The following is a 23,398-nucleotide window of genomic DNA, read 5'->3' as shown; positions in this document are numbered from 1 at the left end:
CACCGTATCGGGCGCCGATCAGGAGGCGAGCGCCTGCGGGGGCACGGCCGCCAATGCCTCGCGCAGCGAGGCCAGCACCTCGTCGGCGGTGCCGTCAGCGGTGAAGCCTGCGGCGGCCCGGTGCCCGCCACCGCCGAGCAGCCCGGCCGCCGCCGCGACGTCCACCCGGCCGTCCGACCGCAGCGACGTGATCCAGCGCTGGTTGCCGACCTGTTTGAGGACAGCTGCCACCTCGGCCTCCGCCGCCGTGCGCAGGATGTCGACGAGGCCGTCGACCTCCTCGGTGCGGAAGCGCGTGGTGTCCTCGAGCGGCACGCGGGCGTGCACGAGCCCGAGCCCTCTCGCGGCGCCCTGCTCCAGCACTGCGCTCTGCAGGATGCGTCCCAGCGCGGCCAGCCAGGTGTAGGGATGGGTGTCCATCAGCGGGCGCACCAGCGCCTCGGGGTCGACACCGGCGGTGACGAGCTCCGCCGCCAGGCGGTGCGCCGAGGCGCCGGCCCGGCGGAAGCCGCTGGTGTCGGTGACGAGACCCGCGTAGAGGCAGCGGGCGACGGCGGCGTCGAGGGGCACGCCCATCGCGGCGAGCACGTCGTGCACGAGCACCACTGTCGCCTCCGCGGTGGGGTCGAGGACCTGAACGTCACCGAATCCCGGGTTGGTCGCGTGGTGGTCGATCATGATCGACGCGTCCGCGGTGCCGAGCCGATCGGCGAGGCTCCCGAGGCGGGACGGGTCGGCGGCGTCACACGCCACGAGCAGTTCGGGCGCTGCCGGCACCTGGTCCGGCGCCACGACGAGCCCGAGGACGTCGAGCGGTACGAGGGTCTCGGGCATCCGCTCCGGAGTCGCGAACGACACCCGCACGGCGGCACCACGCCGGCGCAGTGCGATGCCGAGCGCCAGCGCACTGCCGAGCGAGTCGGCGTCGGGGTTGACATGCGCGAGAAGCGTGACATCGCGGGCGTTCGCCAGCAGTGCGGCGGCCCGCGCGACGGCGGGCCCGACGCGCGCGGTCACTCCTCCTCGGCCCGCTCGCGTGGCGCCCGGTAGGGGTCCGCGTCGCCGGCCGGCCGGGCCGAGGCCGCAAGGCGTGCCACCTCGGCGTCGGACTCGCGGGTGCGGGCGAGCAGTTCCTCCATCCGGCGCGCCTCGTCCGGCACCTCGTCGGGGACGAACGCGAGCGACGGGGTGTGCCGGATGCCAGTGCCGGCCCCGACGAGCGAGCGCAGCACGCCGGTGGCGCTGGCGAGGGCCGCGGCGGCCCCGGCGGAGTCCGGTTCGGCGTCGACGCGCTCGCCGAGCACCGTGTAGTACACGGTGGCTTCGCGCAGATCTCCCGTGACCCGGGTGTCAGTGATCGTCACCATCGTCAGCCGCGGGTCCTTGACCTCGTGTTCGAGCGCAGCCGCAACGATCTGCGTGATCCTCTTGGCCAGCCTCCGTGCGCGGGCCTGGTCCACCATCTCGCCTCTCCTAGTCCTCAGGGCCCAGCATGCGCTGCCGGGCCGAGAGCAGTTCGAGCTCGGGGCGCGCGGCGACGAACCGTTCGCACCGGTCGAGCACTTCGCCGACGTGACCGGGGTCGGCCGCGACGCAGCTGACGCCGAGTAGAGCACGCCGGTGCAGGTCGAGGTGGCCGGCCTCGGCGACGGCCACGTCGAACCTGCGGCGCAGCTCAGCCACCACGGGGCGGACCACGGACCGCTTCTCCTTCAGCGAGTGGACATCCCCGAGGAGAACGTCCAATTCGAGGGCTCCGACGAACATGACGGTCGACGGCGCCGGGGACCGGCCTTGTGGGACCGGTCCCCGGGTCGCGTCAGCTCCTCGGCTTCTCGCGCATCTCGAAGGTCTCGACGACGTCGCCGACCTTGATGTCGCTGTAGTTGCCGAGCGTGAAACCGCACTCGAAGCCCTCGCGGACCTCGACCACGTCGTCCTTGAACCGCCGCAGCGAGCTGATCGGCAGGTTCTCGGCGATCACCACGTTGTCGCGCAGCAGGCGGCCGCGCGCGTTGCGGCGGATCTCGCCCGCCATCACGAGGCAACCGGCGATCGTGCCGAACCGGGAGGACTTGAAGACCTCGCGGACCTCGGCACGGCCCAGCTCGACCTCCTCGAACTCCGGCTTGAGCATGCCCTTGAGCGCCTTCTCGATCTCCTCGATGGCCTGGTAGATCACGGTGTAGTACCGGATCTCCACACCCTCGCGGTTGGCGAGCTCGGTGGCCTTGCCCTCGGCCCGGACGTTGAAGCCCAGCACGATGACGTTGTCGGCGATGGCGAGGTTGATGTCGCCCTCGGTGATGCCACCGACGCCGCGGTGGATGACCCGCAGCTCCACGTCGTCGCCCACCTCGATCTTCAGGAGCGCGTCCTCGAGGGCCTCGACGGTACCCGAGTTGTCACCCTTGATGATCAGGTTGAGGGTGTTGGTCTCCTTCAGCGCGGCGTCCAGGTCCTCCAGGCTGACGCGCTTGCGGCGGCTGGCCAGCTCGGCGTTGCGCTCGCGGGCGCGGCGCCGGTCGGCGATCTGGCGGGCCACCCGGTCCTCGTCGACGACGAGGAACGTGTCGCCTGCGCCAGGCACCGACGTGAGACCGATGACCTGCACCGGCCGCGCCGGGAGAGCCGCCTCGACGTCGTTGCCGAACTCGTCGAACATCCGCCGGACGCGCCCGGAGGCGTCGCCTGCGACGATCGAGTCGCCCACCCGCAGCGTGCCGCGCTGCACCAGCACCGTGGCCACCGGACCGCGACCGCGGTCCAGGTGCGCCTCGATCGCGACGCCCTGGGCCTCCATGGCGGGGTTCGCCCGGAGGTCCAGCGATGCGTCGGCGGTGAGCAGGATCGCCTCGAGCAGCTGGTCGATGTTGATGTTCTCGCGGGCGGAGATGTCCACGAACATCGTGTCGCCGCCGTACTCCTCGGCGACCAGCCCGTACTCGGTGAGCTGCTGGCGGATCTTGGCGGGGTTGGCCCCCTCCTTGTCGATCTTGTTGACCGCGACCACGATCGGCACGTTCGCCGCCTGGGCGTGGTTGATCGCCTCCACCGTCTGTGGCATCACGCCGTCGTCCGCAGCGACCACGATCACCGCGATGTCCGTGGACTGCGCCCCGCGGGCACGCATGGCGGTGAACGCCTCGTGACCAGGGGTGTCGATGAAGGTGATCAGCCGCTCCTGGCCGTCGAGCTCGGTCATCACCTGGTAGGCACCGATGTGCTGGGTGATGCCACCCGCCTCGCCCTCCGCGACGTTCGCCTTGCGGATGGTGTCGAGCAGGCGCGTCTTGCCGTGGTCGACGTGACCCATGACGGTGACGACCGGCGGCCGGATGACCAGGTCCTCCTCGCCACCGGCGTCCTCGCCGTAGGAGATGGAGAAGCTGTCGAGCAGCTCGCGGTCCTCCTCCTCCGGGCTGACGACCTGCACCTGGTAGTTCATCTCGCTGCCGAGCAGCTCGAGGATCTCGTCCGACACCGACTGCGTGGACGTGACCATCTCGCCGAGGTGGAACAGCACCTGCACCAGCGAAGCCGGGTTGGCGCCGATCTTGTCGGCGAAGTCGGTGAGCGAAGCGCCGCGCGGGAGCTTGATCGTCTCGCCGCTGCCCTTCGGCAGGCGGACGCCGCCGACCGAGGGGGCCTGCATCGAGTCGAACTCCTGGCGCTTCTGCCGCTTCGACTTGCGGCCCTTGCGCGCGGGCCCGCCCGGACGGCCGAACGCACCCGCGGCACCGCCGCGGCCACGACCGCCGCCACCACCGGGACGACCACCGCCGCCACCGCCGGGACGGAAACCGCCACCACCCGCGGGGGCGCCACCGCCACCACCGCCGGGACCGCCCCCGCCACCGGGGCGGAAGCCACCGCCGCCGGGACGACCGCCGGGACCGCCGGGACGTCCTCCGCCCGGACCACCGGGACGGCCACCGGGGCCGCCACGCCCGCCGCCGGGACCACCCGGGCCACCGGAACGGCCGCCGCCTGCCGGACGCGCCGGCATCATGCCGGGGTTCGGCCGCGGAGGCATGTTGCCCGGCGACGGGGGACGGGGACCGGCGCGGCCGGGCTCACCGGAGCGAGGAGCGGCCGGGCGCGGACCACCCGGACGCGGAGCGCCGCCACCCTGGCCGCCCTGCGCCGGGCCCTGCCCGGGAGCGGGCGGGCCGGGACGCGGCGCCGCGGGGCGCGGCGGAGCGCCGGAGCCGACGCCGAAGGGGTTGTTGCCGACCCGCGGGGTGCGCGGGCCGGGCCGGGGCGCAGCCGTGCGCGGCGGAACCACACCTGCGTCGGCTGCCGCGGCGGCGGGCCGCTGCTGGCCGGGCTGGCCCGGACGCGACTGGCCGGGACGCGGACCCTGACCCGGACGCTGCTGTGCAGGGGCCGACGCAGGGGCCGACGCTGCGGGCGCGGGGGCCTGCTCGGCGGCAGGCGCCTGGGCGGCGGGCCGCTGGGGCTCGCTGCGCTGGGGCTCGGGACGCTGAGGCTCGGGACGCTGAGGCTCGGGACGCTGGGGCTCGGGTCGCTGGGGCTCGAGACGCGCGGGCGGGCCCGGGCGGGGTCCCGGCCGCGGGCCGTTGGGCCGGGGCCGGTCGCCGGCCGGGGCCGGGGACTGCGCGGGGGTCTGAGGGGTCGCGGGACGCGCGGTCTGGTCCTGCGACGGGCCGGGGGCGGGTGCGCCACCGCCCGGCTGAGCCGGGCGCGAAGGCACTGCCGACGGGCTGGGAGCGGAACCGCCACCCGGCCGCGGCCTGCCGCCGCGACGGCCACCGGAGTCGCCGCCGTTCGACATCGACTCACGGAGCTTGCGGGCCACCGGAGCCTCGACGGTCGAGGACGGGGACTTCACGTATTCACCGAGGTCCTGCAACTTGCTGAGGACCTGCTTGCTGCTGACGCCGAGCTCCTTCGCGAGCTCATGTACGCGGGCCTTGCCTGCCACTGCACTCCTTGTTCTCGGAGGCCGGCGGCGGATCCCGCTCGACCTCGAACCTAGTGTCGAAGCACGTTCATGGTGCGATCTTCACGACTGGCTCATGACGGGTCGACCTTGCTTCCTGGTGTGTTGGACCCGGGAGTCTCCCGGGCCCCGCTCTGGTACGTACTCACGGAATCTACGTGGGCCCGCACCGCTGCGGTGTCCAGCGGCCCCGGGACGCGAAGCGCCCGCGGGAACGCCGAGCGCCGCTCGGCACGGTCCAGGCACTCCGGATCGAGGTGCAGCCAGGCACCGCGTCCCGGGAGCCGGCGGCGCGGGTCCGGGGCGAGCACCCCGGCCACCACGACCACCCGCAGCAGACCGTCGGCCTGTGCCCGGCTCCGGCATCCGACGCATGTCCGAACGATTCCGGCGGCAGATCGTTGATCCGCTGCGGACGTCGGACTGACGGAGGCCGAACCCGAGCTATGGGCCGGTACGGAGTGTAGCGCAGCTCCTGCGGCTGCTCCGCGTTCGTAGCGTGCCGTGCGACTCAGCCGACCGACTCCGTCTCGGATGCGTCGAGGGCCCCACGGGGGTCCGCGTCGCTGCGGATGTCGATGCGCCAACCGGTCAGCCGGGCCGCCAACCGGGCGTTCTGGCCCTCCTTGCCGATGGCGAGGGAGAGCTGGAAGTCCGGCACGACCACCCGCGCGGTCTTCGTGCGGGCGTCGAGGATCGTGACCGACACCACCTTCGACGGGGAGAGCGCGTTGCCCACGAACGTCGCGGGGTCCTCGGACCAGTCGATGATGTCGATCTTCTCCCCGGCCAGCTCGCTCATCACGCCGCGCACCCGCGCACCGACCGGGCCGATGCACGCGCCCTTGGGATTGACCCCCGGCACCGTGGACCGGACCGCGATCTTGGACCGGTGGCCGGCCTCGCGGGCGACGGCGACGATCTCCACCGAGCCGTCCACGATCTCCGGCACCTCGAGCGCGAAGAGCTTGCGGACGAGGCTCGGATGCGTACGGCTCAACGTGATCTGCGTCCCGCGCATTCCCCTGGTCACGCCCACGACGTAGCAGCGGATGCGCGAGCCGTGCTCGTACCGCTCGCCGGGCACCTGCTCGGCCTGCGGCAGCACACCCTCGATCTGACCAGAGAGCTGCACGATCACCACACCGCGGGCGTTGGCGCGGGCGTCACGCTGGATGACGCCCGCGACGATCTCGCCCTCCTTGGCGGCGAACTCGCCGTACGTGCGCTCGTGCTCGGCGTCGCGCAGCCGCTGCACGATGACCTGGCGGGCCGTGGTGGCGGCGATCCGGCCGAAGCCCTCCGGGGTGTCGTCCCACTCGGAGTCGACCACGCCGTCCGGGCCGAGCTCCTGCGCCATCACCCGCACGGAACCGGTCTTGCGGTCGATGTCGATGCGGGCGTGCGGCTGGTGGCCGTCGGTGTGCTTGTACGCCGTGAGCAGAGCCGTCTCGATGGCCTCGATCACCGTGTCGAAGGGGATGTCCTTCTCGCGCTCGATCGTGCGCAAAGCCGCGATGTCGACGTTCATGCCGTCTCCTCCTTCGATGCCGTCGGCGCCGATGCCGTCGGCTCCGATGCCGCAGACTCCGTTGCCGCAGACTCCGATGCCGCAGGCTCCGGCGCGCCCAGCAACCGCAGCTCGGCCGCGGGCGCCGGCCGGAACTCCACCTGGACGCCCGCGTGCGCCACGTCCGCGTAGCGCAGCTCGCGCAGCTCCCCGTCCACGAGGACGGTGACCGCGTCCGCGCCCGCGGCGCCGACACGCCCGCTGAACGTGGCGCCGTCGTGCGTGCGGACGGCGACCTGGCGCAGGTGCGCCCGCCGCCAGTGCCGCTCACCGGTGAGCGGGCGGTCCACTCCCGGCGACGTGACCTCCAGCGTGTAGGACCCGCCGATGAGGTGCTCGTGCTGGTCGAGCTCCGCGGACAGGGCCCGCGAGACGGTCGCGATGTCGTCCAGCCCGACGCCTTCGTCGGAGTCCACCACGACCTTCACGGTGTGGCGGCGGCCGGCGGCGCGGACGTCCAGCTGGTCCAGCTCGAACCCGGCGTCGCGGACGATCGGTTCCAGCACGCCGTGCAGCTGGCCGGGCAGCTGCCCGGCATCCTGCGCGGGGCGGGGGGAGGGCATCGCGTGGCTCCTGGTTCGTTCGTACCGCGCGGCGGGCGCCGTACGGGTCGGTACGGGTCGGTGCGGTGGGTCCGCAAGGGTATCGCGCCGGGTCCGGGCGACGGCCTGGCAGGATGTGCGCCCGGCGAACGGGTGAGGAGTTGTCGTGGGAGCAGTGTCCGGATCGCCGATCGGGCCGGGGATCTGCCGGCGGAGCCTGCTCGCCGCACTGCTGCTCGTGCCGCCGGCGCTGGCCGGGTGCTCGGTCGGTCCGTCCGCTCCCACCGCCCCCGATCCGCTGATCGCACTCGCCGCCGCGGCGCGGTCCGACGCCGCGCTCGCCGCAGCGGCGATCGCCGCCGACCCTGCGCTGGTCGACCGGGTGCAACCCCTCGTCGACGCGCGGACCCAGCACGCCGACGCGCTCGACGCCGAGGTGGCGCGGCTCGACCCGCAACGCACCCCCGCGCCCTCGGCCGCCCGCTCCCCCGCGCCCGCGGGCGGACCGCCCGGCCTCGCCGAGGTCCGCCAGGCCGCGCTCGCCTCCGGCACCGCGGCGGCCGACGCGGCGCTGACGCTCCCCGCCGACCGCGTCGGGCTCGTCGCGTCGGTGGCGGCGTGCTGCACCACCTACGGAGCCGTCCTGACATGAGCAATGGCGCTTCCCACATCGACGCGGCCGCCGAGGCGGCCCTGCAGGACGCCCTCGCCGCCGAGCACGCGGCGCTCTGGTGCTACTCGTACGCCGTGGCGTTCCTGCCGGCCGCGCAGCTCGCCCAGGCCCGCGACGACGAGGACGCGCACCGCGCGCTGCGAGGCCAGATCGAGCAGACGCTGACGCAGATCGGGGCGCGCGCGGTGTCGGCGCAGCCCGCCTACGCCACACCCCGGCCGGTAACCGACGGCCCGTCGGCGGCCGCGCTGGTCGTCGTCGCGGAGACCGACGCCCTCGCCGCATGGCGCTCGGTGGTGGAACGCTCGTCCGACCGGGAGCTGCGCGGGGCCGCGCTGAGAGCACTCACCGACGGCACCCTCCGCTGCGCCCGCTGGCGGGTGGTAGTCGGCACCCCACCCGCGATCCCGGCCTTCCCCGGCCGCCCCTGACGGCGAGCCCGCGCCGGCACCGCAACTCGCGTACACCCAGACCCCGACTCGCGCACACCCACGCCCCGACTCGCGGGGTTTCCCACGCATTCCCCGCGAGTCGGGGTCTGGATGCGCGCGAGTCGGGGTCTGGGTGCGCGCGAGTCGGGGCTTGAGTGCGCGCGAGTTGCAGGCCTATGTGAGGGCGTCCAGGGCGCGGGACACGTCGGCCTCCGTGTTGTAGAGGTGGAACGACAAGCGAGCGGCGCCTGCCCGGCCCGCCGCGGCCACCCCGGCCGCGCCCAGCCGTTCCAGGGCGTCCGGACGGCGGACGGAGACGATCGCAGAGCCCGTCGGTTCCATCCCGAGGCCGGTGCGGAAGGCCTCCGCCAGGCCCGCGCAGTGCGCCCGGACCGCAGTGCGGTCGAGCCCCGCGAGCCAGGGCAGCGCGGCGGCCGCGCCCACGTGGCAGTACCAGGCCGGTGACGTGTCCAGGGCCCGCGCGTCTGCGGCCAGGTCGAGCGGCAGCCCGTACACCGAGGACCACCGCTCGGCGCCCGCGTACCAGTTGGCGTGCAGCGGCACGGGCTCCAGGTCGGGCGCCAGCGCCATCCACGCCGCGCCCCGCGGGCTCAGCAGCCATTTGTACGCGGCCGCGACCACGGCGTCCGCCCAGGAGATGTCTGCGTCGTGCCAGCCGAGCGACTGCGTGGCGTCCAGCACGACCCGGGTGCCCACGGCCTGCGCCGCCCGCAGCGCGTCCAGGTCCGCGATGCGGCCGTCGGCGGACTGCACGACGCTCACGGCGACGACGTCGAACTCCCCCGCCCGCGCCCCCAACTCGTCGGCGGTGCACTCGGTGACCGTCACCCCGCGGCCGGCCTGCGCCGCGAAAGGCCAGCTGAGGCTGGTGAACTCGCCCTCCTGCACGAGCACGCGGGTGCCTGCAGGGAGGCTCCCGGCCACCAGCCCGACGAGCGGCGACGCCGCCGAGCCGATCGTCACACGGCCGGGCGCCACTCCGACGAGGTCGGCGAACGCGGCGCGGGCCTGCGCCACCGGCTCGTCGAAGTCGGGGGCGGCGGCAGCCCCGGTCCGCCAGTCCGAGACCGCGCCCGCCACCGCTTCGGCCACCGCCACCGGGGGGATCCCGATGCTCGCCGTGTTCAGGTATCCGTCGGGGACGTCGAACTCCGCACCGAACGCGGTGCGTCGCGTGATGGTCTGCACAGCAGCGACCCTACGAGCGGCACACTGCTCAGGTGGACAGCCAGCTGATCGAGATCCGGACCGGCCGCAGCGAGACCGTCTTCGACCTGACCGACGAGATCGCCCTCTTTCTCCGCACCGTGAAGGCGGGCGACGGCCTGCTGCACGTGTGGGTGCCGCACGCGACCGCGGGCCTCGCCGTGATCGAGACCGGCGCGGGCAGCGACACCGACCTGCTCGCCGCGCTGCGCGACCTCCTACCCGCCGACGACAGGTGGGCGCACCGGCACGGCAGCCACGGCCACGGCCGCGACCACGTGCTGCCCGCGATCCTCCCGCCCTCGATGTCGGTACCGGTGCTGGACGGCAGGGCGGTGCTCGGCACCTGGCAGTCGGTCTGTCTGGTCGACACGAACGGCGACAACCCCATTCGGGCGGTCCGCCTGTCGTTCCTGGCCGGCTAGGAAGGGGCTCCTAGGACCGCCGCGAGCGTCAGCGGAGCGCTGCGAGGCGGTCGGCCACCTCGGCCGCCGTGGCGATGCGGTTGCCGCCGTCGGCGACGCAGTCGTGCACCAGCGCGGCCGCGCCGGGCGCGAGGCCTGGGTACACCTGCGGGCGGCCGGTGAGCAGCCTGCGGATGGCGAGCAGCGGTTGCGGGTCAGGCAGCTCACCGTGTAGGCCTGCGCCGCTCAGGGCGCGGTGGATCGTGGCGCCCAGCGCCCACACCTCCGTGCGCCGCGACGGCCGGGCCCCCGCGAGCAGGGTGGGGTCGGTGAACTCCAGCGAGCTCGCCCGGCCCATGCCGGTGAGCGCGGTGCCAGGCGTGAGGACGCGGCGCAGCTCCGGGTCGGCGAGCCGGCCGCCGATCGCGCCGGCGGCGTCCTGAGACAGCAGGATGTTGCCTGGCCTGAGGTCGCCGTGGGCGAGACCGGCCTCGTGCAGCGCGTGCGCCGCCCGCGCCGCGTGCTCGAGCGCCGTGAGCACCTCCCCGCGGGACGGCGAGCGCGCCGGGGCGGCGAGCGAGCCGAGCGGGAAGTGCTCCATGGCGTAGCCGAAGCTGGCCTCCAGGACGGCGTCGTAGACGTGCACGAGGTGCTCCGACGGCACGGCGGCAAACGCCCGCAGCTCCCGGACACCGCGTTCGAAGGCCTGCTCACTCACTCGGTCGTTGAACATCTTGAGCACCACGAACTCGTCGGCGAGCCCCAGCCGGGCGGGCGGCCGGACGAGGTAGCAGCGCCCGTGGCCGCCCTCTCCCAGCTGCCGCACGACGTCGTAGCCGGCGATCACCGCAGGCAGCACTGCCGCGGTCGTGTCCACTGCGCTCTCCCTCCGGGCGGTGTCGCCGTCAGCGCGCGCCCGACGGCGACTCGAATAGGAAGCTGCGCCCCCCGAGCCGCACGCGGGTGCCGGGAAGGAGCCGGTGGGTCTGCCCGGATGGCAGCTGGGTCCACTCCGGCTCACCCGGGTCGGAGACGAACGTGCCGTTGCGCGAGCCCACATCGGTGAGCAGCACGTCCCACCCGGTGACCCGGACCTCGGCGTGCACCCGGGACACCGCCCCCGACGGGTCCTCGACCGACAGCGACCGCAGCGCGCCCGACGCCACCCGCGGGTCGCCCTCGGGCATCCGGCCCACCAGGTACTCCGCGTCGACGGTGTAGGTGGTGCCGTCGTCGAACACGATCAGGCCGAGCGCCGGCCGGGCGCCTGCGACAAGCTGCCCGCCGGTCTCCTCCACATGCGCCCCGCAGAACGCGCACAGCGACAGGCGCGGGTCGTTGAGGTGCCCCCGCTGGCACATGTGACCGCGGACCGCGGAGTCGTCGAGCGGGTCTTCCGGCGGCTCGATGCCGCCGTCGGGTGTGCCCGCCTCGAGCGGAGCCCGCGGCGGCTCGGCGGGCGGGCCGCCGAGTATGCGCTCGGCGCGCAGCGGCGCCGGATCCGTGGCGGGCTGCTCGGGGACCGGCTCCGGCTCCAGGGACGGCGCCGGGATCGCCGCGGGCAGAGCTTCAGCGGGCGGGATCGTGTGCACGCCGAACCGTGGGGTGCCGGCGGTGCCCTCCTCACCCTCGTCGGCGTCGGCCGGGACCGCACCGTCCTGCCGCCCGTGCCGGGGCCTGCGGGCGTCCTGCGGCACGGACCCCAGCTCCGTCCCGGTGCCCCGGTCCACGTCGTGGGTGCTGAACCAGTGGCCCTCCGCGCGGTCGGGCCGGATGGTGTCCTGGCCGGGGAGGTCGGCGCCGTTCTGGTGCCCGTTCTGACCTGCGCCGTTCTGGCCGGCACCGTTGTGGCTGCCGGTGCCGTTCAGGCCGCCGTCGAGGACGCTGCTGCCGTTGGTGCGGGGCTGGTCGCGGGTCAGCTCGCGGAAGCGCGAGAGGCCGTCGAGGATCCCGTTCCGGCCCGTGCCGTTCGCTCCAGCGCCGTTCCCTCCAGCGCCGTTCGCTCCGGTGTCGTTCGCTCCGGTGTCGTTAACGGCGGGACCCGGCGCAGCGACTCCAGGACTGCCAGAGGTCTCGTCCCTGCCACGGGAGGGGATCTCGTTGTTGAGTGTGGGGCCGTCGTCGGCCGCCTGCTCGCGGAACTCCGGCCGTGGTGGGCCGGAGTCGTTTACCTCGCCACCCCTGGGCGGACCGGAGCCGCGGTCCGTGTTGTCGGCCGCCCCCTGACCACCCCCGTCGCGCCGTGCGGGGCCGCCGCCGAACCGGCCGAGGTCGATCGTGGGGGCACGCCGCGGTCCGCGCCCGCGGTGGGCGATGCCGTTGGAGCCGGACGGGACGGGCCGCAGGTGCGCCCGGCCCCGGTCACCCAGGCGGGTACGGTCGGCACCAGGGTCGTCCCGGTCGCCGCCCCGGTCCGGGCTCACGTCCGGCGCGAGGTCCTCGAGCGCGCTGCGGCCGGGAACGCCGTTGCCCGGGCCGTCGCCCGCGTGGAACAGCCCGTCGGTCGGCACGGCGAGCGCGGGCTCGGGGGATGCACCGCCCCACCGCGGGCGCTCGCGCTCGCCAGGCTCCACCCACAGCGGGTCGTCCGGCCGATGCCGCGTCGTGTCCTCGGCGCTGTCGGCGCCGAGCCCGTCGCCGCCACCGCCGGGCACCAGCACGGCACCGGCGCCCGGCACGACGCCGGAGCGCAGGTCGTGCACGCCGTCGATGACGCCGGGCGGGATCGGCCCGCCCTCCAGCGCCAGCACCACCGGGACGTCGGGGCGCGGCAGCAGCCGGTCGGTCCACGCCACGGCCTGGGCGCCCGAGAGCGCCACCTGGCGGTCCGGCACGACCAGCCCCACGGGCCCGTAGAGGAACACCGCCCACTGCTCGCCGCGCAGGGCGGCGGACCGGCTGTCGCCCGCGGTGACCGCGACCGTGCCGAACCGCAGCCCGTCACCGGGCGCGTCCTGACCGCCGAGCCACATCGTGAGCCGCCGGGCCAGCGCCCGGCCGGGCTCAGGCCCGGCCGCGGACGCACAGACGTCGAGCAGTTGCCGCAGCACCTGCCGATCGGCGCACTCGGCCACGCACACGACGCCGGGCCAGCGCCCGACGACCGCGGCCCCGGGCACAACAGCCGCCCGCAGCGCGTCGAACTCCACCTAGATCAACCTCCCCCGGGGCCCGCCGGTGTTTGCTCGGCGCAACGGCCGATACCACCGGTCGGGTGACGATCAAGGTCGTGCGGAACTGCAGGAATGCCACGAACGGTACGGGGCGGGGAATCCGTGTCGGACCCCGCACCTCCGTAGTCGCACCGCGTGACGACGCGCGTTCGGCGCGTCACCACCGCGGGGCGCTGGACACCCGGTCCAGCGGCCAGAGCGGTCCCACGTCGCACCAGCACAGTCGATCACGGCTCGCCGAAAGCGACCAGACCGGCCGCCGCTCAGCGGGTGCCAGTCAGCTCCTGAAGGTGCGACACGACGGTCTCCAGCAGGATTTCGGTCCGTTCGCCGCTACGGCGGTCCTTCACCTCGACGACCCCGGTGGCGAGCCCGCGCCCCACGACGACGATCGTCGGGACCCCGATGAGCTCCGCGTCGGCGAACTTGACGCCGGGCGAGGCCTTCCGGTCGTCGAGCAGCACGCGCAGGCCCGCCGCGTCCAGCTCGGCGGCCAGCTGCTCGCCGCCCGCGGTGATCTCGTCGGTCTTCCCGGCGATGACGATGTGCACGTCGGCCGGGGCCACGGCGCGCGGCCAGATGAGCCCGGAATCGTCATGGCTCTGCTCGGCGATCACCGCGACCAGCCGGGAGACGCCGACGCCGTAGGAGCCCATCGTGACGCGGACCGGCTTGCCGTCGGGGCCCAGCGCGTCGAGGCCCATCGCGTCGGCGTACTTGCGCCCGAGCTGGAAGACGTGGCCGATCTCGATGCCACGCGCGGCCTCCAGCGGGCCGGAGCCGTCGGGTGCGGGGTCGCCCTCGCGCACCTCGGCGGCCTCGATCGTGCCGTCCGGGGTGAAGTCGCGGCCGGCGACGAGGTCGACGACGTGGTGGTCGACCTTGTCGGCGCCGGTGACCCACGCCGTGCCTGTGGCCACCCGCGGGTCCACGAGGTAGCGCACCCCGTTGGCCGCGAGCGCCGCCGGGCCGATGTAGCCCTTGACGAGGAACGGGTGCTTCGCGAAGTCCGACTCGTCGAGCAGCGCCACCTCCGCGGGGTCCAGCGCGGCCTCGAGCCGCTTCATGTCGACCTCGCGGTCACCTGGCACGCCGATGCCGAGCAGCGTCCACTCGGTCTTGCCCGGCTGCCGGGTCTTGACCAGCACGTTCTTGAGCGTGTCGGCCGCGGTGAACGTGCGCCGCAACCCAGAGCGGTTCAGGCTCGCGTCATTGTTCAAGAAGGCGACGAGCGTCTCGATCGTCGGGGTGTCGGGTGTGTAGTGGGCCTGCGCCGCGGGCAGCCCCTCCACGTCCCGCGCGGGCGGAGCCGGGGTCGTGACGGCCTCGACGTTGGCCGCATAACCGCCGGGGCTCCGGACGAAGGTGTCCTCACCAGTGGGTGCCACCGCGAGGAACTCCTCCGACGCCGAGCCGCCCATCGCGCCCGACGTGGCCTTGACGATCACGTACTCCAGCCCGAGCCGTTCGAAGATCCGCACGTAGGCCGCGCGGTGCAGTTGGTAGGACTTGGCGAGCCCCTCGTCGGCGAGGTCGAAGGAGTACGAGTCCTTCATCAGGAACTCGCGCCCGCGCAGGATGCCCGCGCGCGGCCGTGCTTCGTCCCGGTACTTCGTCTGGATCTGGTAGAGCATCACCGGGTAGTCCTTGTAGGACGAGTACTCGCCCTTGACCAGCTGGGTGAACAGCTCCTCGTGCGTGGGACCGAGCAGGTAGTCGCCGCCCTTGCGGTCCTTCAACCGGAAGATATTGGGCCCGTACTCCGTCCAGCGCCCGGTGGCCTCGTAGGGCTCCTTCGGCAGCAGCGCGGGGAGGTGGATCTCCTGGGCGCCGATGGCGTCCATCTCCTCGCGCACCACCTGCTCGATGGTGCGCAGCACCCGCAGGCCCAGCGGCAGCCAGGAGTAGATCCCCGGCGCGACACGACGGACGTAGCCGGCGCGGACGAGCAGCTTGTGGCTCGGAACCTCCGCATCGGCAGGGTCCTCGCGCAGGGTCCGCAGGAACAGCGACGACATCCGGGTCAACACCCGGAAAAGCGTAGCGAGGACTCGCGCGGGAGGTCGCGGCGGTTACCTGTCCAACAGGTGCCGGTTCGGGGCGCGGGCGGCGTCGGCGAGGTCGGGCAGCTCGACGACGTGCACTCCCGCGGCCTGCAGGAGCTCGGCTCCGGCGCCCTCGACGAAGACCGCGGGCTCCCGCCACGCGAACACCACCCGCTGCACGCCTGCCGCAAGGATCAGCTCGGTGCACGTGCGGGGCCGCGAGGCCCGCGCGCTGCACGGTTCGAGCGAGCTGTAGACCGTGGTGCCCGGTCCGGCGGACCAGCCGGGGCCCATTGAGCGGAGCGCGGCCTCCTCGGCATGGTCGTGCGGCTCGTGCATCCGCGACCAGCCCTCGGCGAGCACCGCTCCGGTGTCGTCGACCACGAGCGCGCCGACGGAGAACGCGGTGTCCGACGGCGGGCAGTTGGCGGCCAGCGCGACGGCCCGCGTCAGCAGGCGGCGGTCATCCACCGGCTCGTCGTTCACGGGCTCGTCATTCACCCACAGGGCCCGGCGCGTATCGCAGGAGCACCAGGTCACCGATCGGGCGCGCCTCGGCGAGGCGCATGCGGTGCGCGGCGTCCTGCGGGAACCGGCCCGGCCCGACGAACCGCGGTGCCGCGGCGTCCCCCACGAAGAACGGCGCCACGACGAGGTGCAACTCGTCGGCGAGCCCGGCGGTGAGGAACATCGTGTGCACCGCGCTTCCGCCCTCCACCATCAAACGTTCCACGCCGCGCTCACGCAGGTCGGCGAGCAGGCGGGGCAGGTCGATCGGCGCTCCGGCGTCGACGACGGTGGCCGCGGCGCCGATCGCGGCCCGGGCCTTCTCCACGGCGCCGGTGCCTGCATAGACGAGCTTCTCCCCGTCGCCGGTCGTGAAGAAGCGCGCGGTCGCGTCGAGGTGCCCGCTCGCGGTGATCGTGACTTTCATCGGGTCCGTGGGCAGGCCGGCCGCCGCCCGGGCCGCCCGCCGCTCAGCCGAGCGCACCAGCAGCCGCGGGTTGTCCCGGCGGACGGTCGTGGCCCCGACGAGGATCGCGTCGACCCCGGCCCGCACCTCGTCGACGCGGTCGAGGTCGGCGGCGTCGGACAGGAGCAGCGGCTCGGGCGCGGTGTCGTCGATGCAGCCGTCGACGGACATCGCGGCGGAGAGGAGGACGAACGGCCGGGCCACCGCCCGATCCTGCCGCACCTGCCGCCGCCACCGGCACCGGAGCCCGTTCGCGGTCGGCGCAGCGCTCGGGGTCGGCAGCGCTCGGGGTCGGCCTACCGTCGTGGCTGCGACTCGCGCCACATAGGACGGACGTCCGATGCGCTCTCCCTGTTCTGGGCCGCTTGCGATCAGCCCGGCAACGTTCGTGGCCACCGCACAGGTGTCCCGCCCTCGAGCAGCTCCCGGAGCAGCCCGCCGACCGCGGCCGCCTCGATGAGGAAGCCGTCGTGGCCGTACGGCGAGTCGATGATCCGCAGCGGTCCGGCGCCCGGGATGCCCGCGACGAGTTCCGCCTGTTGCTCGGGCGGGTAGAGCCGGTCGGAGCTGACGGCCGCAACCAGCGTCCGTGCGCTGACCATCGCGAGACCGGCCGCCACCCCGCCCCGGTCGCGGCCGACGTCGTGCGCGTTCATCATCTCCGTGAGTCGCACGTAGGACGCCGCGTCGAAGCGGCGAACCAGCTTGGACGCATGGTGGTCGAGGTAGGACTCGACCGCGTAGCGCCCGCCGTGCAACGGGTCCTCGCCGTCCTGGGCCTGCCGGCCGAAGCGCTGCGCGAGCTCGTTGGGGCTGCGGTAGGACAGGTGGGCCATCCGCCGGGCGATGCCCAGCCCCAGGTGCGGCCCCGCCCCCGGCGGGAGGTCGTGGTAGTCGCCGCCGTGCCAGCCGGGGTCGCTGCGGATGGCCGCGAGCTGCGGGGCCGCCCATCCGATCTGCTCGGCTGAGGTCGCCGCGGGGCTCGCGAGCAAGAAGAGCCGCTCGACGCGATCCGGTTCGCTCGCCGCCCATTCCAGCGCCCGCATTCCGCCCATCGACCCGCCCACGACGCAGGCCCACCGCTCGACGCCCAGCGCGTCGGCAAGGGCGGTCTCGGCGACCACCGAGTCGCGGGCGGTGACGAGCGGGAAGCGGCTTCCCCACGGCCTGCCGTCCGGAGCGGGCGACGAGGGGCCGGTGCTGCCCTGGCACCCGCCGACGACGTTGGGGGCCACGACGAACCATCGCGCCGGGTCGAGCCCGCGCCCCGGACCGATGAGCCCCTCCCACCAGCCCGCCGTCGGGTGCCCAGGGCCGGCCGGACCGGCGACGTGACTGTCCCCGGTCAGGGCGTGCAGGACCAGCACGGCGTTGGTCACGGTGCCGTTGCTGACGTTCGGCTCGCCCCACGTCTCGTACGCGATGCGGACGCCGGGCAGCTCGCCACCCGCTTCCAGCTTCAGCGGGGCCTGCAGGTGCACCCACCTGCGGCGGCCCGGGTCCTCGCCCTCCCGCCACGCGCCGGTGGCGGGAGGGAGCATCGTGTCTACTGCGGTCACCGTTGGTGTCAGGCTCCCTTGGCCGCGCGGAAACCAGCCTCGAGGTCGGCCTTGAGGTCCTCGATGCCCTCGAGGCCGACCGAGAGCCGCACGAGCCCCGGGGTGACGCCCGTGGCGAGCTGTTCCTCGCCGGAGAGCTGGCTGTGCGTGGTGCTGGCGGGGTGGATGACGAGGCTGCGCACGTCGCCGATGTTGGCGAGGTGGCTGTGCAGCTCCAGCGCGTCGACGAACTTCCGGCCCGCCTCGATGCCACCCGCGATGTCGAAGGCCACCACGGCGCCCGCCCCGCGCGGCAGGTACTTCTGCGCGGCCTCGTACCACGGGCTCGACGGGAGCCCGGCGTAGTAGACCTTCTCGACCTCGTCGCGCTGCTCCAGCCACTCGGCCAGCGCCTGCGCGTTCTGCACGTGACGCTCGATGCGCAGCGACAGCGTCTCGACGCCCTGGATCAGCAGGAAGCTGTTCTGCGGCGAGATCGCGGGGCCGAGGTCGCGCAGCAGCTGCACGCGCAGCTTGATGAGGTAGGACTGCGGGCCGAGCGCCTCCCAGTAGTTGAGGCCGTGGTAGCTGGGGTCCGGGGTGGTGAGCCCGGGGAAGCGGTCGGCGTGGTCGCCCCACGGGAAGTTCCCGGAGTCCACGACGACCCCACCGATCGCGGTGCCGTGGCCGCCGAGGAACTTTGTGGCCGAGTGCACGACGATGTCGGCGCCGTGCTCGATCGGGCGCAGCAGGTACGGCGTGGGAACCGTGTTGTCGACGATCAGCGGCACCCCGGCCTCGTGCGCGGTGTCGGCCACTGCACGGACGTCGAGCACGTTGCCGCGGGGGTTGCCCAGCGTCTCGGCGAAGAAGGCCTTCGTGTTGGGACGCACGGCGCCCCGCCACTCGTCGAGGTTGTCGGGGTCGTCGACGAACGAGACCTCGATGCCCAGCTTCGGGAACGTGTAGTGGAAGAGGTTGTACGTGCCGCCGTAGAGCGAGGCGCTCGAGACGATGTGGTCGCCCGCCTCGGCGATGTTGAGCAGCGCCAGCGTCTCCGCCGCCTGCCCCGACGCGAACGCGACGGCCGCGAGCCCACCCTCCAGCGCGGCGACACGCTGCTCCAGCACGTCCTGCGTGGGGTTCATGATCCGCGTGTAGATGTTGCCCAGCTCGGTGAGCCCGAAAAGCGCGGCGGCGTGCTCGGTGTCACGGAACGTGTAGGACGTGGTCTGGTAGATCGGTGTGGCGCGCGCCCCGGTCGTGGGGTCGGACGTGGCGCCTGCGTGGACCTGCTTGGTCTCGAACGACCAGTTCTCGGACACAGCTGTCTCCTGGGAGGTGAGGGATTGCGGAGGGAGCGAGTCAGCGGCCGGGGCGACAGGCCGCGGCGGTCACGCGCATCAGGTCGACGTGCCGGCGCGCCACGAGGCGGATCACGCAGAGGACCGTAATCCGCCCGTCACAAGCGCACAACCACACGGTCAGGGCTAACCTCCCGGCGTGCTCGTCCTGCTGCCCCCGTCGGAGACCAAGATCGACGGCGGCAGCGGCCCTCCACTGAGGCTGGAGGCGCTCTCCCATCCTGCACTCGACGCCGTGCGCGAGACGCTGGTCGACGAGCTGGTGGAGCTGGCCGCCGACCCCGCCGCGTGCCGGGCGGCTCTCGGGCTCTCCCCCGCGCAGCATACGGAGATCGCGCGCAACGCCGCGCTCTGGACGTCCCCGACGATACCCGCGCTGCAGCGCTACACCGGTGTGCTCTACGACGCGCTCGACGTGCGGTCGTTGCGCGGGGCGGCGGCCGCAAGGGCCGCGGCGCGCCTCGCGGTGGGGTCGGCTCTGTTCGGGTTGCTGCGAGCCTCCGACCCGGTGCCCGCCTACCGGCTTTCGGCCGGTTCCGCGCTGCCCGGCGGCGGGACCCTGGCCGCCCGCTGGAAGCCCGTGCTGGAGCCGGAGCTGGCGGCGGTCGCGGAGCAGGAGCTGGTGGTGGACCTGCGGTCGGGCTCGTACGTCGCGCTCGGGCGGGTGCCCGGAGCGGTCACCGTGAACGTGCTCGCCGAACGCCCGGACGGCACCCGCAGCGTGGTGAGCCACTTCAACAAGGCGCACAAGGGCCGGCTCGCCCGCGTGCTCGCGGGTAGCCGCGCGGAGCCGTCGGACGCGGCGGGCGTCGCGGCGATCGCCCGCCGCGCCGGGATGCGGGTGGAGCGCCGCGACCGGTCCCTGGAGATCATCGTCCCGGCCTGACCCTGCACCCGAAGCCCACCCCGGTAATTCGGTTGCCGCCCGCAGGGACGTCGGGCAGTGTCCCTGGTCGAGCAGCCGGGGCTCCGGCGGAGAACAGGAGGAGGTGCGTCATGTCGATCGCTGTCCTGGACGTGGCCCGCCCCGTCCGAACCCCGCCCCGCGCTGACACCTGCCGCGGGGCGCCACTCCCAGGAGACCCCGCGTTGCGCGACCCAGAGTCGTACCAGGATTCCTTTCCCGAACCCACCCGCCCGGGGCGGCGCCGACGCCGCTTCGACGACGACGGCCCGGCCCGCCGCCGGGGCGCGCGTCCCGACCCCGACGGCCTCGCCGAGCTCGACGAGCGGGCCGACACCGATCCCGACGGGCCGCCGTCGGGTGACCGCTGGTCCACGTGGGACGGCGCCGAGCACGGCCCGCGACCACGGCCCGCGTGGGTCGTCACGGAGCACGCCGCCGTCGACACCGAGCTCGGCGTGATCAAGACCGGCAAGGAGGCCGACGTCCACCTCATCGAGCGCGGCGTACCGGGCACCGGGCGGCGCACGCTGATGGCCGCGAAGCGCTACCGCACGGCCGAGCACCGGATGTTCCACCGCGACGCCGGTTACCTGGAGGGGCGGCGGGTCCGCCGCTCCCGCGAGATGCGCGCGATGGCCAACCGGACGGCCTTCGGTCGCGACATCCTCTCGGGCCAATGGGCGAGTGCGGAGTTCGCCGCGCTCTCCCGGCTGTGGTCCGACGGGGTGGCGGTGCCCTACCCGGTGCAGGCGAGTGGCACCGAGCTCCTGCTGGAGTTCGTCGGCACGGACGACGGGCAGGCGGCGCCCAGGCTCGCCCAGCTCCGACCGGGCCAGGCCGAGCTGTGTGACCTCTGGCACCAGCTGGTGGACGCGCTGCTCGGGCTCGCCCGCCACGGCCTCACTCACGGCGACCTGTCGGCGTACAACCTGCTCGTCCACGACGGACAGCTCGTCCTGATCGACCTCCCGCAGGTCGTGGACGTGATCGGCAACCCGCAAGGGCCCGAGTTCCTCGCCCGCGACGTGCGTCGGATCGGCGATTGGTTCACCTCCCACGGCCTCCCGCCGGAGGTGGGCGGGCCCGAGACACTGCTGGGCGAACTGCGCGGCGAGCTGGGAATGCCACGGGAGGCTGGAGCGTCAGAGCCTTAGCGCCTGCTCGCGGAGGGGCCGGGGGGACGCTCAGCTAGGCTTGATCACGAGCGCCCGGCCGGTCCGGCCCGAGAAAGGGCGCACCCCGCACTCCCCATCAGGGCGCAACGACTGCGCCCGGGCTCGTCCCTCGAGATCTCAGTCGCCGCCATCTCGGCGCTGCTTCTCCGTGCGACGTGCCACGTCCCGGAGGTTCGTTTGACATCCCCGTCTGCTCGCCGTGCCCAGCCGTCTGCTCGCTCGCAGGCTCGCTCGGAGTTCTCGGCGAACCCGCGTCCCCGTCGTTCCGACGGTGGCCGCCCCCGCTCCACCCGCGGCCGCTCGCGCGGCCCGCAGTCCACGCCTGCGCTCGCGGCAGCCGCACCTCCCGAGGTGCTCTGGACCGTGCCCGAGTCGGGCATGCCCTCGTTCGCCGAGCTCGGCCTGCCCGAGCCCGTCGTCCGCGCTCTCGCGGCCAACGGCTTCACCGAGCCGTTCCCGATCCAGGCCGCCACGCTCCCCGACACGATCGCGGGGCGCGACCTTCTCGGCCGCGGCCAGACCGGCTCCGGCAAGACGCTGGCGTTCGGCCTGGCGCTGCTGGCCCGGCTCGCCGCTGGCCGGGCCGCTCCCCGGCAGCCTCGCGGCCTTGTGCTCGTCCCCACCCGCGAGCTCGCGCAGCAAGTGGTCGACGCGCTGGTCCCGTTCGCGAAGGCGCTCGGGCTCTCCATCACGTCGGTGGTCGGGGGTATGTCGTTCAACCGGCAGGCCGACGAGCTGCGGCGCGGCGTCGACCTGCTGGTCGCCACGCCGGGGCGGCTCACCGACCACACCAACCAGCGCACCTGCGACCTCTCGCAGGTCACGGTCACCGCGCTCGACGAGGCCGACCGGATGGCCGACATGGGGTTCCTCCCGCAGGTCCGCGCGATCCTGAACCTCACCCCGGCCGACGGGCAGCGGCTCCTGTTCTCCGCCACCCTCGACGGCGACGTGGGCGCGCTGGTCCGCCAGTACCTCACCGACCCGGTCACCCGCTCGGTCGCGTCGGCCACCGCCCAGGTGGACACGATGGACCACCACGTCCTGCTGGTGCACAACGACGCCAAGCCGCGGATCGTCACCGAGGTGGCAGCCCGCGACGGGCGCACGATCCTCTTCGCGCGCACCAAGCACGGCGTCGACCGGCTCGTGAAGGGGCTACGCCGGGACGGCGTCGTCGCTGGGGCGCTGCACGGGGGCAAGGCCCAGAACGCCCGCAACCGGGCCATCGCCGACTTCAAGGAGGGGCGCACGCCCGTCCTGGTGGCCACCGACGTCGCCGCGCGCGGCATCCACATCGACGACGTCAGCCTCGTCGTCCACGTGGACCCGCCGGCCGACCCGAAGGACTACCTGCACCGGGCGGGCCGCACCGCCCGCGCGGGCGACTCCGGCACTGTCGTCACACTCGTCACCGCGGCCGAGCGCCGCGACGTCGAGCGGCTCATGCGCCTCGCGGGCGTCCGGGCCACGCAGACCGAGGTGGCACCCGGCGACGCCGCGCTGGCGCGCATCACCGGCGCCCGGCAGCCGTCGGGTGTGCCGGTGGCCGAGCCGCCGAAGCCGGCCCAGAACCCGCGGGGCGGCGGCCGCCGCTCGCGGGCGGGCGGTCCGGGCGGCGCGGGCCGCTCCGGTCAGCCCCGCAGGCCGGCGCGCTCCGGCGGCGGCCGACGCCGAGACACCGCCGCCTGACCCACGGGGCCCCGTGCCCCCAACCCCGCGAGTCGCTACATAAAGGTGCGCGAGTCGCTGATCAGGGTGCGCGAGTCGCGCATCCTCAGCAGCGACTCGCGCACTCCTTTTCGGCGACTCGCGCACTCTTTTGCAGCGACTCGCGGGGGTTAGCGGAGGCGGCGTTCGCTGCGGCGGGCGGCCCTGCGGAGTTGGAGGATGCGCAGCCCGCCGGGGATCGCCACCAGCAGCAGCCCTGCGATCGCCGCGAGCAGCAGCGCCACCCCGGTGGGCAGATTGCCGGACGCGGCAAGGAAATTGATCCGCACCGGCGTGCTGTTCTGCAGGATGAAGATCAGCAGGAACAGCAGTACCAGTGCCGAGAGGATCAGCCCGGTCCACAGCACCCCGGTCCGCGAGCGCGTGACCAGCGGATCGCGGCGCTCACGGGGCGTCGGGACGGTTGGCTGCTCCGGGGGCGGACCGGGTGCCGGACCAGGTGCCGGACCAGGTGACAGCCCAGGAGTGGGAACGGTGGGCCCTTCCGGCACCGCGACGTTCACCGGACGCATCCGCGGATCCGTCGGGTGATCAGGTCTGCGCAGGCCCGGATGGGTGGCGGGGTCCTCGTGAGGGTCGGCGGGGCCGACCCGGCCGTGGGTCGGCACGTTGAGGTCTGGTCGCGCGGCCGCCCGCGTCGGGTCCTCCGTCATCCGCCTACCTCACTCCGCTTCCGACG

At 74.0% G+C, this 23,398-nt stretch carries 21 protein-coding genes and 1 pseudogene; 6 read left to right on the top strand and 16 right to left on the bottom strand.

Features of this window, described 5'->3' with window-relative positions; genetic code table 11:
- Positions 1–18: 18 nt before the first annotated feature.
- The 7 genes from ABD143_RS25060 to rimP all read right to left on the bottom strand — a co-directional run bounded on the left by ABD143_RS25060 (position 19) and on the right by rimP (position 7,099).
- Positions 19–1,017, bottom strand: coding sequence for a DHH family phosphoesterase (locus tag ABD143_RS25060; protein WP_343983170.1), 999 nt, complete (start codon positions 1,015–1,017; stop codon positions 19–21).
- Positions 1,014–1,463 carry a 30S ribosome-binding factor RbfA gene (gene rbfA, locus ABD143_RS25055; protein ID WP_343983166.1) on the bottom strand — a complete coding sequence of 150 codons (450 nt, stop codon included), beginning with the start codon at positions 1,461–1,463 and terminating at the stop codon, positions 1,014–1,016. The genes ABD143_RS25060 and rbfA overlap by 4 nt, the downstream gene beginning before the upstream one ends.
- A gap of 10 nt (positions 1,464–1,473) precedes the next feature.
- Complete coding sequence (locus ABD143_RS25050) at positions 1,474–1,767, bottom strand: DUF503 domain-containing protein (protein WP_343983163.1); 294 nt, start codon at positions 1,765–1,767, stop codon at positions 1,474–1,476.
- 52 nt (positions 1,768–1,819) lie between these two features.
- The gene (gene infB / locus ABD143_RS25045; protein ID WP_343983160.1) at positions 1,820–4,948 is read right to left on the bottom strand and encodes a translation initiation factor IF-2; all 3,129 of its coding nucleotides are present in this window, start codon (positions 4,946–4,948) and stop codon (positions 1,820–1,822) included.
- Between the two features lie 92 nt (positions 4,949–5,040).
- The gene (locus ABD143_RS38345) at positions 5,041–5,286 is read right to left on the bottom strand and encodes a YlxR family protein (RefSeq protein ID WP_379659947.1); all 246 of its coding nucleotides are present in this window, start codon (positions 5,284–5,286) and stop codon (positions 5,041–5,043) included.
- Between the two features lie 191 nt (positions 5,287–5,477).
- A complete protein-coding gene (gene nusA, locus ABD143_RS25035; protein ID WP_343983156.1) occupies positions 5,478–6,497 on the bottom strand; it encodes a transcription termination factor NusA in 1,020 nt (339 codons plus the stop codon).
- Positions 6,494–7,099 (bottom strand): ribosome maturation factor RimP, encoded by a 606-nt coding sequence (gene rimP / locus ABD143_RS25030; protein WP_379659938.1) that lies wholly within the window; start codon positions 7,097–7,099, stop codon positions 6,494–6,496. The genes nusA and rimP overlap by 4 nt, the downstream gene beginning before the upstream one ends.
- Before the next feature lie 145 nt (positions 7,100–7,244).
- Here rimP and ABD143_RS25025 point away from each other — a divergent pair, with 145 nt between their 5' ends.
- Both ABD143_RS25025 and ABD143_RS25020 read left to right on the top strand, forming a co-directional pair.
- The gene (locus ABD143_RS25025) at positions 7,245–7,730 is read left to right on the top strand and encodes a hypothetical protein (RefSeq protein WP_343983153.1); all 486 of its coding nucleotides are present in this window, start codon (positions 7,245–7,247) and stop codon (positions 7,728–7,730) included.
- The gene (locus ABD143_RS25020; RefSeq protein WP_343983150.1) at positions 7,727–8,182 is read left to right on the top strand and encodes a ferritin-like domain-containing protein; all 456 of its coding nucleotides are present in this window, start codon (positions 7,727–7,729) and stop codon (positions 8,180–8,182) included. The genes ABD143_RS25025 and ABD143_RS25020 overlap by 4 nt, the downstream gene beginning before the upstream one ends.
- Positions 8,183–8,356: 174 nt before the next feature.
- Here ABD143_RS25020 and ABD143_RS25015 read toward each other — a convergent pair whose 3' ends face one another.
- Positions 8,357–9,391, bottom strand: a complete 1,035-nt coding sequence (locus ABD143_RS25015) for an aminotransferase class V-fold PLP-dependent enzyme (protein WP_343983148.1) — start codon at positions 9,389–9,391, stop codon at positions 8,357–8,359.
- A 32-nt stretch (positions 9,392–9,423) separates the two neighbouring features.
- On the opposite strand from ABD143_RS25015, the gene ABD143_RS25010 reads away from it, so the two are divergent.
- On the top strand, positions 9,424–9,834 hold the full coding sequence (locus ABD143_RS25010; RefSeq protein ID WP_343983145.1) for a secondary thiamine-phosphate synthase enzyme YjbQ: 411 nt from the start codon (positions 9,424–9,426) through the stop codon (positions 9,832–9,834).
- A gap of 28 nt (positions 9,835–9,862) precedes the next feature.
- Here the strand turns inward: ABD143_RS25010 and ABD143_RS25005 are convergent, their stop codons facing one another.
- The 7 genes and pseudogenes from ABD143_RS25005 to ABD143_RS24975 all read right to left on the bottom strand — a co-directional run.
- Positions 9,863–10,690 (bottom strand): protein kinase domain-containing protein, encoded by an 828-nt coding sequence (locus ABD143_RS25005; protein ID WP_343983142.1) that lies wholly within the window; start codon positions 10,688–10,690, stop codon positions 9,863–9,865.
- A 28-nt stretch (positions 10,691–10,718) separates the two neighbouring features.
- Positions 10,719–12,962: an FHA domain-containing protein gene (locus ABD143_RS25000; protein ID WP_343983139.1), complete on the bottom strand. Its 2,244-nt coding sequence runs from the start codon at positions 12,960–12,962 to the stop codon at positions 10,719–10,721.
- 287 nt (positions 12,963–13,249) lie between these two features.
- The gene (locus tag ABD143_RS24995; protein ID WP_343983137.1) at positions 13,250–15,016 is read right to left on the bottom strand and encodes a proline--tRNA ligase; all 1,767 of its coding nucleotides are present in this window, start codon (positions 15,014–15,016) and stop codon (positions 13,250–13,252) included.
- Positions 15,017–15,058: 42 nt separating this feature from the next.
- A complete protein-coding gene (locus ABD143_RS24990; protein ID WP_343983134.1) occupies positions 15,059–15,517 on the bottom strand; it encodes a cytidine/deoxycytidylate deaminase family protein in 459 nt (152 codons plus the stop codon).
- A gap of 7 nt (positions 15,518–15,524) precedes the next feature.
- The gene (locus tag ABD143_RS24985) at positions 15,525–16,208 is read right to left on the bottom strand and encodes a RibD family protein (protein WP_343983131.1); all 684 of its coding nucleotides are present in this window, start codon (positions 16,206–16,208) and stop codon (positions 15,525–15,527) included.
- A 167-nt stretch (positions 16,209–16,375) separates the two neighbouring features.
- Positions 16,376–17,545, bottom strand: coding sequence for a homoserine O-acetyltransferase MetX (gene metX / locus ABD143_RS24980; RefSeq protein ID WP_343983971.1), 1,170 nt, complete (start codon positions 17,543–17,545; stop codon positions 16,376–16,378).
- A gap of 26 nt (positions 17,546–17,571) precedes the next feature.
- Positions 17,572–18,870, bottom strand: a pseudogene (locus tag ABD143_RS24975) (bifunctional o-acetylhomoserine/o-acetylserine sulfhydrylase); the annotation flags it as partial.
- 175 nt (positions 18,871–19,045) lie between these two features.
- On the opposite strand from ABD143_RS24975, the gene yaaA reads away from it, so the two are divergent.
- From yaaA to ABD143_RS24960, 3 genes are all read left to right on the top strand, one after another.
- Positions 19,046–19,792 carry a peroxide stress protein YaaA gene (gene yaaA / locus ABD143_RS24970; protein ID WP_343983128.1) on the top strand — a complete coding sequence of 249 codons (747 nt, stop codon included), beginning with the start codon at positions 19,046–19,048 and terminating at the stop codon, positions 19,790–19,792.
- Positions 19,793–19,902: 110 nt separating this feature from the next.
- A complete protein-coding gene (locus ABD143_RS24965) occupies positions 19,903–20,967 on the top strand; it encodes a serine protein kinase RIO (protein ID WP_343983125.1) in 1,065 nt (354 codons plus the stop codon).
- Positions 20,968–21,366: 399 nt separating this feature from the next.
- Positions 21,367–22,680 (top strand): DEAD/DEAH box helicase, encoded by a 1,314-nt coding sequence (locus ABD143_RS24960; RefSeq protein WP_343983969.1) that lies wholly within the window; start codon positions 21,367–21,369, stop codon positions 22,678–22,680.
- 149 nt (positions 22,681–22,829) lie between these two features.
- Here the strand turns inward: ABD143_RS24960 and ABD143_RS24955 are convergent, their stop codons facing one another.
- A complete protein-coding gene (locus tag ABD143_RS24955; protein WP_343983122.1) occupies positions 22,830–23,372 on the bottom strand; it encodes a lipopolysaccharide assembly protein LapA domain-containing protein in 543 nt (180 codons plus the stop codon).
- Positions 23,373–23,398: the final 26 nt, after the last annotated feature.

This window comes from Pseudonocardia aurantiaca (assembly GCF_039526725.1).
Lineage (GTDB): Bacteria > Actinomycetota > Actinomycetes > Mycobacteriales > Pseudonocardiaceae > Pseudonocardia > Pseudonocardia aurantiaca.
Note: the sequence above shows the minus strand (reverse complement) of the source record. Positions and strands in the feature narration are given on the sequence as shown.

Bases quoted from the DNA above. Each gene is read 5' to 3' on its own strand.
- nusA (WP_343983156.1), bottom strand. From the start codon at position 6,497: ATGAACGTCGACATCGCGGCTTTGCGCACGATCGAGCGCGAGAAGGAC.
- rimP (WP_379659938.1), bottom strand. From the start codon at position 7,099: ATGCCCTCCCCCCGCCCCGCGCAGGATGCCGGGCAGCTGCCCGGCCAG.
- ABD143_RS25020 (WP_343983150.1), top strand. From the start codon at position 7,727: ATGAGCAATGGCGCTTCCCACATCGACGCGGCCGCCGAGGCGGCCCTG.
- rbfA (WP_343983166.1), bottom strand. From the start codon at position 1,463: ATGGTGGACCAGGCCCGCGCACGGAGGCTGGCCAAGAGGATCACGCAG.
- metX (WP_343983971.1), bottom strand. From the start codon at position 17,545: ATGCTCCCTCCCGCCACCGGCGCGTGGCGGGAGGGCGAGGACCCGGGC.
- ABD143_RS25050 (WP_343983163.1), bottom strand. From the start codon at position 1,767: ATGTTCGTCGGAGCCCTCGAATTGGACGTTCTCCTCGGGGATGTCCAC.
- ABD143_RS24960 (WP_343983969.1), top strand. From the start codon at position 21,367: ATGCCCTCGTTCGCCGAGCTCGGCCTGCCCGAGCCCGTCGTCCGCGCT.
- ABD143_RS24965 (WP_343983125.1), top strand. From the start codon at position 19,903: ATGTCGATCGCTGTCCTGGACGTGGCCCGCCCCGTCCGAACCCCGCCC.
- ABD143_RS24955 (WP_343983122.1), bottom strand. From the start codon at position 23,372: ATGACGGAGGACCCGACGCGGGCGGCCGCGCGACCAGACCTCAACGTG.